A 9,190-nucleotide genomic window follows, 5' to 3' on the forward strand; every position below is an offset into this window, starting at 1 on the left:
CCCGCAGCAAGCCGCCCACGCCACGCGCGGGCGCGGCCATGCGCTGCGTCACAGCTCGGCGCTGCGCCGCATGCCGCGCGCGCTGATCAGCCTCGCGCTGCGGCTGGTGCCGGTCGCGGTGTTCGTCGGCGTCGCGACGCTGACGATGTCGGCGCTGACCGCCGACGACACGCCGCCCGCCAACGCCATCAGCTCGCTGATCGACATCTACGTGATCTGCCGCATCGTCGCGATCGTCTCGCGGCTGTTCTTCCAGCCCGACGCGCCGCAACTGCGCCTGATCCACATCGACGACCGCTGGGCCGCGTTCACGCAGCACTGGATCCGCCGCATCGGCCTGGTGGTCGGCGGCTGCGTGGCCGTGGTCGAGGTGGCCGCGAGCTTCGGCCTGACCGAAGCCGGCCACGTCGCGCTGCTCAAGGCGGTGGCGCTGATCGGCCACGTCATGGTGTCGATCCTGATCCTGCAGGTCAGCCGGCCGGTGGCCGCGCGGATCCGTACCCACTGCGCCGGGCAGCCTTCGCTGGCGCTGGCCGGCAACGCGCTGGCCGACGCCTGGGCGCCCGTCTGCGTGTTCGTGGTGATGGCGCTGTGGTTCGTCTGGGCGCTCGACGTGCACAACGGCTATCACGTGCTGATCGCGCTCGGCGGCCGCTCGATCGCGGTGATGATCGTGTCGCGGATCGTCTCGATCCTCGTGTTCGGCGCGCTCGCGCGGCTGTTCGAGCGGCGCGACGCCGACACCGGCACCGTCGTCCATCGCCACGCCTATCGCTATTACCCGCTGCTGCGTCAGATTGTTTCCGGGCTGGTCGGCATCGTCACCTTCGTCGTGCTGCTGCAGATCTGGGGCGTGCCGGTGCTGAGCGCGTTCGAGGCGGGCACCATCGGCCACCGGCTCGCCTCCGCGCTCGTGACGATCGCGATCGCCGCCGTGGTGGCGCTGTTCGTCTGGGAGGCGGCCAACATCGCGATCGAGCGCCGCCTCGACCGCTGGACCACGCAGGGCAACCTGGTGCGCGCCGCGCGCCTGCGCACGCTGCTGCCGATGCTGCGCTCGCTGCTGTTCGTGCTGATCCTGATCGTGGTGGTGCTGACGGGGCTGTCCGAGCTCGGCGTGAACATCGGGCCGCTGCTGGCCGGCGCGAGCATCTTCGGCGTGGCGCTCGGCTTCGGCTCGCAGAAGCTGGTGCAGGATTTCATCACCGGCATCTTCCTGCTGATGGAGAACGCGATGCAGGTGGGCGACTGGGTGACGCTGGCCGGCGTGTCGGGCACGGTGGAATACCTGTCGATCCGCACCGTGCGGCTGCGCGCCGGCGACGGCTCGCTGCACACGGTGCCGTTCAGCTCGGTGTCCACCGTCAACAACACCAATCGCGGCATCGGCAACGCGGCCGTCAAGGTCAGCATCCAGTACGGCGAGGACGTCGATCTGGCGGTGGCCACGCTCAAGGAGATCGGCGCGGCGCTGCGCGCGGATCCGCAGTACAAGGACGGGATCCTGTCGGACTTCAGCTACTGGGGGATCGATTCGGTGGACGGCGCGGCGATCGCCATGTCGGGCCAGATCCAGTGCAAGGATTCGGGCCGCTGGGGCGTGCAGCGCGAGTTCAACCGCCGCATCGCCGAGACGTTCCGCGAGCGCGGGATCCGCATCGCCAACCCGCAGCGCAGCGTGCTCACGCGCGAGGCGAACGACGGCGCGATTCCCGAGAATGCCGATCCGGACACTCCGGCCGCGAAGGAATCGGGCAAGCCGGCCGGCTCGCCCGCCGACGCGCCGCCGCCCACCCGCAGTTGAGCGACGGCCCCCGCGCAACGCCGGGGGCCGCGGCGACGCAATGCTTTCGAGGGGCGCACTGCGCCCTTCGCCGTTTTCAGGCCTTGGACGCGGCCCGCCTGGCGCCCTTCGCCTCCCCCGCCCCGTCCACCCCGAAGCCCGGCGCGAACGCCTCGCGCAGATACGCGACGAACGCCGTCACCACGCGCGGCACCTGCGTCGCGTACGGGCGCACCGCCAGCAACTGCTCGGCGAACACGCCCACCGGCCGCCACTCGGGCAGCACGCGCACCAGCGTGCCGGCGCGCAGCGCGGCCACGGCCGAGAAATCGGGCAGCAGCGCGATGCCGAGATCGTCGAGCGCCGCGTCGCGCAGCACCTCGCTGTTGTTGGCGCACAGCGGCCCGGCGATCGGCGTGGTGACCGGCGCTGCAATGCGCGCCGCGCGCGCGCGGCGCGCGCCGGCCCGCTCGAAGCTCCAGGCCGCCGAGCCGTGGCTGCGCGGGTAATAGAGGCAATCGTGGCCGACCAGATCCTCGGGCCGGGCCGGCGTGCCGCGCCGCGCCAGATAGCCGGGCGTGGCCACCAGCACCGACACCGTGCGGCACAGCGTCCAGGCCACGTGCGTGTCGGGCGCGGCGGCGCTGTGCCGGATCGCCAGATCGAAGCCTTCGGTGGCGAGCGACACCAGCCGGTCGGACACGTCGAGCTGCACGCGCGCCTCCGGGTGGCGGCGGCTGAATTCGGCCAGACGCGGCGCCAGATGCTGGCGCGCCAGCGCCACCGGCGCGCTCACGCGCAGGCTGCCGCGCACCACCTCGGCCGTGTCGCGCACGCCCGAGAAGCTCTGCGCGATGCGCTCGTAGAGCGGCCGGGTTTCGTCCACCAGCCGCAGCCCCGCCTCGGTCAGCCGCACGCTGCGCGTGGTGCGCTGCACCAGCGGCACGCCGGCGGCGCGCTCCAGCTCGGCGATCTTCAGGCTGACGGCCGCCTTGCTGACGCCGAGCCGCCCGGCCGCGCCCGTGTAGCTGCCCTGGTCGGCCAGCACCGTGAGCCAGTGCAAGTGAGCCCAGAGGCTCTCGATCTGATCGGAGTTCATCGCACGATTGTTCAGAAATTTAAACAATGATTTCACCGCCAGTGTATATCCAGCGGGCGGCGCGGCTCCTACACTGCCTGCACTGACCGGCCATCTCCGGCAATCCACCCAGGAGGAGCACATGCATCCGTACACCGATCGCACCGACGTCGAACACTTCATCGATGGCAAGCGCACCGCCAGCCACGGCACGCGCACGCAGCCCGTCTACAACCCGGCCACCGGCGAAGCCGCCCGCACGCTGCGCCTGGGCGACACGCGCGACGTGGACGCCGCCGTCGCATCGGCCAAGCGCGCGTTCCCGGCCTGGAGCAACACCCCGGCGATCCGCCGCGCGCGCGTCATGCTGCGCTTCCTCGAACTGATGAACCAGCGCCGCGACGAGCTGGCCGCGATCATCGTGGCCGAGCACGGCAAGGTGTTCAGCGATGCGCAGGGCGAAGTCTCGCGCGGCATCGACGTGATCGAATTCGCCTGCGGCATTCCGCAACTGCTCAAGGGCGACTACACCGAGCAGGTGTCCACCGGCATCGACAACTGGACCACCCGCCAGGCGCTCGGCGTGGTGGCCGGCATCACGCCGTTCAACTTCCCGTGCATGGTGCCGTGCTGGATGTTCCCGGTGGCGATCGCCGCGGGCAACACGTTCATCCTTAAGCCGAGCGAGCGCGATCCGTCGGCCTCGCTGTTCATGGGCGAGCTGTTCAAGGAAGCCGGCCTGCCGGACGGCGTGTTCAACGTCGTGCAGGGCGACAAGGAAGTCGTCGACGCGCTGCTCGCGCACCGCGACGTGAAGGCCGTCAGCTTCGTCGGCTCCACGCCGATCGCGAACTACATCTACGAAACCGGCGCGAAGAACGGCAAGCGCGTGCAGGCGCTCGGCGGCGCGAAGAACCACATGGTGGTGATGCCCGACGCCGATCTCGACGCCGCCATCGACGGCCTGATCGGCGCGGGCTACGGCTCGGCCGGCGAGCGCTGCATGGCGATCTCGGTGGCGGTGCTGGTGGGCGACGTGGCCGACAAGATCGTGCCGCGCCTGGCCGAACGCGCCCGCGCGCTGAAGATCGGCAACGGCATGAACGCCGAATCAGAAATGGGCCCGATCGTCACGCGTCAGGCCGTCGAGCGCATCGAGGGCTACGTCGGCCTCGGTGTCGAGGAAGGCGCCACGCTGGTGGTGGACGGTCGCGGCCACAAGGTCGAAGGCCACGAGAACGGCTTCTTCACGGGCGGCACGCTGTTCGATCACGTCACGCCCGAGATGCGCATCTACAAGGAAGAAATCTTCGGCCCGGTGCTGGCCTGCGTGCGCGTCAAGGATCTCGGCGAGGCGATCGACCTGATCAACGCGCACGAATTCGGCAACGGCGTGGCGGTGTACACGCGCGACGGCCACGTGGCGCGCGAATTCGGCCGCCGCATCGAGGTGGGCATGGTCGGCATCAACGTGCCGATTCCGGTGCCGATGGCCTGGCACGGCTTCGGCGGCTGGAAGCGCAGCCTGTTCGGCGACATGCATGCCTACGGCGAGGAAGGCGTGCGCTTCTACACGCGCCAGAAGTCGATCATGCAGCGCTGGAACGAGAGCATCGAGAAGGGCGCGGAATTCGCGATGCCGACGGCGAAGTAAGCCGGCGCGGCAACGCCTCCGGCAATCCTGAAAAAGGACAAGCCGGCGATCGCATCGCGCGATCGCCGGCTTTTTTACGTCTGCCGCACCGGGGCGGACGCGGCCGCCGGCCTTTTACGTCGGGCGCATCGGCCAGGCGGCCGCCGCCGCGATCACCACTCGGCGACGATCTTGCCGAAATGGCCGCCCTGCTCCTGCCAGCGGAATGCCTCGGCCAGCGCGTCGAGCGCGAAGCTGCGGTCGATCACCGGGCGGATCGCGTTGCGTTCGAGCGCGCGCACGTAATCCTGCTGCTGGCGGCGGCTGCCGACGATCAGCCCCTGCAGGCGCGCCTGCTTGGCCATCAGCGCGGCGGTCGGCACCTCGCCCTGCATGCCGGTCAGCACGCCGATCAGCGAGATATGGCCGCCCACCCGCACCGCGTCGATCGACTGCGCGAGCGTGCCCGGCCCGCCCAGCTCGATCACGTGATCCACGCCGCGCCCGCCCGTCAGTTCGCGCGCCACCTCGCCCCAGGCCGGCGTCTGCCGGTAGTTGATGGTGTGATGCGCGCCGAGCGCGCTGGCGCGCGCCAGCTTCTCGTCGGACGAGGACGTGACGATCACGGTCGCCCCCATCGCGCGCGCGATCTGCAGCGCGGCGATCGACACGCCGCCGGTGCCGAGCGTCAGCACCGTGTCGCCGGCCTTCAGCGCGCCGTCGCCCACCAGCGCGCGCCAGGCGGTCAGCCCGGCCGTGGTGATGGTGGCGCTTTCGGCATGGCTCCAGCCGCGCGGCGCGTGCGTGAACGCCTGCGCGGGGCGCACCGCCACCTCGGTCGCGAAGCCGTCGGCGCCGTCGCCGGGCGTGCCGGCGAAGTTGCCCACCGCGCCGAACGCCGCGCCGTCGGCCCAGTGCGGGAAGAACAGCGACACCACGGCGTCGCCCGGCGCGAATTCGTCGACGCCCTCGCCCACCGCCTCCACCACGCCCGCGCCGTCGGACATCAGCACGCGGCCGTCGTCGGCCGGCATGCCGCCCTTGGCGACGATCAGGTCATGGAAATTGAGCGAGGTGGCGTGCAGCCGGACGCGGATCTGGCCCGGCCCCGGCTGGCCCGGATCGGGCAGGTCGCGGATCTCGATACGGTCGAGCCCGCCCGGTGCGCGCAGGATGGCGGCCTTCATGCGAGCCTCCCGGCCCGGCGGCGGCCGATGTCGAGCGGGGTGAGCGGCGGCAGCGCCGAAGCGGCGCGCGGGAAAAACGAAACAGGCTGCGTCATCATGCAGATCATTCCTAATTTAGATTCAGGAATACGCGCAGTAACGCCGGCATATCGATAAAACGTGCGGCGCCGCCGCGCGCGGCCAGGCCACATGATGACCTGCCTTGCGAAATGCTGCTCGGCCGGCGGCGCGGGGCCGCCTCCGGCGAGATCGCGGAAACTTGACTACAGTAACGATCCCGGCGGATCGCCCGCGCACGCACCGTGCGCCACGCGCCGCCACGATCGTGCCCCACGCCGCGCGTGCGGGCTGCCGCCGCCCCCTTTCGGAGAAGATTGCATGAGCCAGGATTCCGCTTACGTTCCCCCGGCCGTCTGGACCCATCGCGCGCCGTCCGGCGGCCATTTCGCGAGCATCAACCGCCCGGTCGCGGGCGCGACCCACGACGCGCCGCTGCCGGTCGGCCAGCATCCGCTGCAGCTCTATTCGCTGGCCACGCCGAACGGCGTGAAGATCGGCGTGATGCTGGAGGAGTTGCTGGCGCTCGGCCACGCGGGCGCGGAATACGACGCCTGGCTGATCCGCATCGGCGACGGCGATCAGTTCGGCAGCGGCTTCGTCGAAGCCAATCCGAATTCGAAGATCCCCGCGCTGGTGGATCGCAGCGGCGCGCAGCCGGTGCGCGTGTTCGAATCGGGTTCGATCCTGCTGTACCTCGCCGAGAAGTTCGGCGCGCTGCTGCCGAGCGAACCGGCCGCGCGCGCCGAAACGCTGAACTGGCTGTTCTGGCAGATGGGTTCGGCGCCCTACCTTGGCGGCGGCTTCGGCCACTTCTACGCCTACGCGCCCGAGAAGTTCGAATACGCGATCGACCGCTTCACGATGGAAACCAAGCGCCAGCTCGACGTGCTGAACCGCTTGCTGGCCGAGCGCCCGTATATCGCCGGCCACGACTACTCGATCGCCGACATCGCGATCTGGCCGTGGTACGGCTGTCTCGCGCTCGGCGAGCTGTACGGCGCGGGCGAGTTCCTCAACGTCGTCGAGTACCCCCACGTGCGCCGCTGGGCCACGCAGATCGCCGAACGGCCGGCCGTCAAGCGCGGCCGTCGCGTCAACAGCGTGCGCGGCGAGCCGGCCGACCAGCAGCACGAGCGCCATGCGAGCGCCGATCTGGATCGTTTCGCGCCGTTCACGCCGGTCACGCCGCAGGCAGCCCGTTAAGCAGGACGACGAAACGACGGCGGCGCTGGCTCGTTGCCCGGCAACGACCTGCGCCGCCGTGGCGGTTATGCGTCGAACGTGCCGCGATATTCGTCCGATGCGTCGGCGCGCGTGTTCAGCTCGAACATCACGCCGCCCGGCGCGCGGCAGAAGAAGCGCGAGCCGCGGCCGTTGTTGAACACGGCCGTCTCCATCGTCACGCCCTCGCCCTTGAGCCGCGCGTAGAGCGACTCGACGGCGTCGAGGTCGGGCAGTTCGAACCCGGCGTGGAAGTTGCGCGGCCAGGCCAGCGTCTCGTCGCCGGCGTGGTCGATCACGACGTCGAAGCCGGGGCGCTTGAGGATGTACGACCGATCCCAGGTGCCGGCGATCGTGAAGCCCAGATAGCGCTCGAAAAAGTGCGCCGTGGCGGCCGTGTCGGACGAGGGAAAGCTCAGGTGGTTCAGTTTCATGGTGCGGGTGACGTCGGTCATGTCGATGCCTTGAAGGTGCTTGCGGGTTGCGCGAGGGTTGCGCGAGGGTGCCGTGGCGGTGGCGCGATGCCGTACCGCCGACCCGTTCAGAATACGAGCCGCCCCCCGCCGCCGGCTACTCGCATCGCCGCGCCTTCCCGCGCATCGCGGCGAGGCCCGCGCGGCAAGGCTCGCCGCCGCACCCGCCTGCCCCGCCCGCCTCGCGCGTGCTCACATTCGGCCGCCCGTTTCAGGCTCCGCTGTCAGTTTTTTCACGCCCCCCGATCAGGTTCAGCTCGCGCAGATAGCCGAACACGGCCGCGCGCAAACGCCGCTCAAGGCTCGCCACGTCGTGCTCGCCGCGCGCCCCGGCGCTGTCGGACATCGCCTGCACGATCTCGCCGAGATCGGCCGCGGCGCTGTTCAGCGCGGCCGGGCCGCCATGCCCGTCGGCCGGCAGCAACCGGCGCAGGATCGTCATCATCGGCGCTTCCATGCCGGCGCATTCCACCGCGTCGCGCAGCGCCGGGCTGTCCTCCTGCTCGTCGAGCAGCCGCGCCAGGATCGGCCGCTGCAATTGCTGGCGCGCGGTGGCGGCCAGCAGCAGGCCGAGCGCCGCGGCGCCGTCCGGCTCGGCCAGCGCGGCGTTCATCTCGTCCAGAAAACGCCGCGTCTCGCGCTGCATCAGCGCCACCGTCAGCGCGTCCTTGCCCGGGAAATACTGGTAGAGCGAGCCGATGCTGACGCCCGCGCGCTCGGCCACGGCGTTGGTGTTGAAGCCGTCGAGGCCGCGCGCCTCCAGCACCTGGGCGGCGGCCTCGACGAGCGCGGCCACCGTTTCGGCGGCGCGCGGCTGCGTCGGGGTCTTGCGCGGTTGCAAACGGGGGCGGGGCTGACGGTCGGACATGGCGCGGCGGGGAGCGGATCGGAACACGCGCATTGTACAAAGGCGCTCGCGGCCGCAGAACCGCCGAAAAAGGGTCAAGCGCAACGCGCCGCCGGCTTGTAAAAACGCGCGACGCCGCGCTCGCAGGCCCACCGCGCAAGGCCTCGGCGCGCGGCACGCGGCTTGCGTGCTGCCTGGGCGTTCGACCTCCCGGCCCGGCTCGCGCCGGCCATCCCCGCCGTCGCCAACGCCACGGCATCCGCCCCCTTTGACGGAGGACTCCCATGACATCGACGCCCAGCCCCACGCCCGGCACCCACAGCGGCCCGCTCGCCGGCTATCGCGAAACCGATCCGAGCGGCGCGCGGCCGCTCGCCGTCCACACGCTCGAAGGCGCGAGCGTGCACGCCGCCGACGGCCCCGACATCGGCCACCTGAGCGACCTGCTCGTCGATCTCGGCGGGGGCCGCATCACGCACGCGCTGATCGCCACGGCCGACGGCCGCGACGACCGCCTGATCGCCGTGCCCTGGGCGCTCATGTCGGCCGACACCGAGGGCAAGGGCCTGCGCGTCGACGCGCAGGCCGACCGCGTGTTCGCCGCACCCGGCTTCGACCGCGATCGCTCGCCGTCCGCGCGCGACCCGGATTGGGCGCGGGCGATCGCGCGCCATTTCGGCTCGCGGGCCTGAGCGGGTAGCGGGCCAACGCCGGTTGCCTCGCCGGCTCAGCGGTAGAACGCATAGCGCGCCAGATACGGCGTGCTGCCTTCCCGATGCTCCACCGTGCACGGCTCGGCCGGCATCGCGCCGCCCACCGTGGCGAGCCGCTGCACGTGGCGCACCCCGGCCAGCAGGCCCGCGCCGCCCGTGTCGTGCGTCTCCAGCAGCAGTTGCGCGATGCTGCCC

General features: G+C 71.1%; 9 protein-coding genes. 4 read left to right on the plus strand and 5 right to left on the minus strand.

What is annotated here, in order from left to right:
* The coding region (locus G3N92_RS26915) for a mechanosensitive ion channel domain-containing protein (protein ID WP_206130631.1) at positions 1-1,804 on the plus strand (1,804 nt) is incomplete at its 5' end.
* Positions 1,805-1,880: 76 nt separating this feature from the next.
* Here the strand turns inward: G3N92_RS26915 and G3N92_RS26920 are convergent.
* Positions 1,881-2,882 carry a LysR family transcriptional regulator gene (locus G3N92_RS26920; RefSeq protein WP_206130632.1) on the minus strand — a complete coding sequence of 334 codons (1,002 nt, stop codon included), beginning with the start codon at positions 2,880-2,882 and terminating at the stop codon, positions 1,881-1,883.
* A gap of 121 nt (positions 2,883-3,003) precedes the next feature.
* On the opposite strand from G3N92_RS26920, the gene G3N92_RS26925 reads away from it, so the two are divergent.
* On the plus strand, positions 3,004-4,515 hold the full coding sequence (locus tag G3N92_RS26925; protein ID WP_206130633.1) for a CoA-acylating methylmalonate-semialdehyde dehydrogenase: 1,512 nt from the start codon (positions 3,004-3,006) through the stop codon (positions 4,513-4,515).
* A gap of 152 nt (positions 4,516-4,667) precedes the next feature.
* On the opposite strand, the gene G3N92_RS26930 is transcribed toward G3N92_RS26925, so the two are convergent.
* Positions 4,668-5,681 (minus strand): NAD(P)-dependent alcohol dehydrogenase, encoded by a 1,014-nt coding sequence (locus G3N92_RS26930; protein ID WP_206130634.1) that lies wholly within the window; start codon positions 5,679-5,681, stop codon positions 4,668-4,670.
* A gap of 378 nt (positions 5,682-6,059) precedes the next feature.
* On the opposite strand from G3N92_RS26930, the gene yghU reads away from it, so the two are divergent.
* The gene (yghU, locus tag G3N92_RS26935) at positions 6,060-6,944 is read left to right on the plus strand and encodes a glutathione-dependent disulfide-bond oxidoreductase (protein WP_206130635.1); all 885 of its coding nucleotides are present in this window, start codon (positions 6,060-6,062) and stop codon (positions 6,942-6,944) included.
* A gap of 65 nt (positions 6,945-7,009) precedes the next feature.
* Here yghU and G3N92_RS26940 read toward each other — a convergent pair whose 3' ends face one another.
* Both G3N92_RS26940 and G3N92_RS26945 read right to left on the minus strand, forming a co-directional pair.
* Positions 7,010-7,417, minus strand: a complete 408-nt coding sequence (locus tag G3N92_RS26940; RefSeq protein ID WP_206130636.1) for a VOC family protein — start codon at positions 7,415-7,417, stop codon at positions 7,010-7,012.
* Between the two features lie 229 nt (positions 7,418-7,646).
* Complete coding sequence (locus G3N92_RS26945) at positions 7,647-8,303, minus strand: TetR/AcrR family transcriptional regulator (RefSeq protein ID WP_206130637.1); 657 nt, start codon at positions 8,301-8,303, stop codon at positions 7,647-7,649.
* Positions 8,304-8,566: 263 nt separating this feature from the next.
* Here G3N92_RS26945 and G3N92_RS26950 point away from each other — a divergent pair, with 263 nt between their 5' ends.
* Entirely contained in the window at positions 8,567-8,974 is a 408-nt protein-coding gene (locus tag G3N92_RS26950; protein ID WP_206130638.1) for a PRC-barrel domain-containing protein, read from the plus strand.
* Between the two features lie 35 nt (positions 8,975-9,009).
* Here G3N92_RS26950 and G3N92_RS26955 read toward each other — a convergent pair.
* A partial coding sequence (locus G3N92_RS26955; protein ID WP_206130639.1) for a DUF3455 domain-containing protein occupies positions 9,010-9,190 on the minus strand: 181 nt, incomplete at its 5' end.

The organism is Burkholderia sp. Ac-20379, from assembly GCF_017104645.1.
GTDB lineage: Bacteria > Pseudomonadota > Gammaproteobacteria > Burkholderiales > Burkholderiaceae > Burkholderia.

Bases quoted from the DNA above. Each gene is read 5' to 3' on its own strand.
- G3N92_RS26920 (WP_206130632.1), bottom strand. From the start codon at position 2,882: ATGAACTCCGATCAGATCGAGAGCCTCTGGGCTCACTTGCACTGGCTC.
- G3N92_RS26925 (WP_206130633.1), top strand. From the start codon at position 3,004: ATGCATCCGTACACCGATCGCACCGACGTCGAACACTTCATCGATGGC.
- G3N92_RS26930 (WP_206130634.1), bottom strand. From the start codon at position 5,681: ATGAAGGCCGCCATCCTGCGCGCACCGGGCGGGCTCGACCGTATCGAG.
- yghU (WP_206130635.1), top strand. From the start codon at position 6,060: ATGAGCCAGGATTCCGCTTACGTTCCCCCGGCCGTCTGGACCCATCGC.
- G3N92_RS26940 (WP_206130636.1), bottom strand. From the start codon at position 7,417: ATGACCGACGTCACCCGCACCATGAAACTGAACCACCTGAGCTTTCCC.
- G3N92_RS26945 (WP_206130637.1), bottom strand. From the start codon at position 8,303: ATGTCCGACCGTCAGCCCCGCCCCCGTTTGCAACCGCGCAAGACCCCG.
- G3N92_RS26950 (WP_206130638.1), top strand. From the start codon at position 8,567: ATGACATCGACGCCCAGCCCCACGCCCGGCACCCACAGCGGCCCGCTC.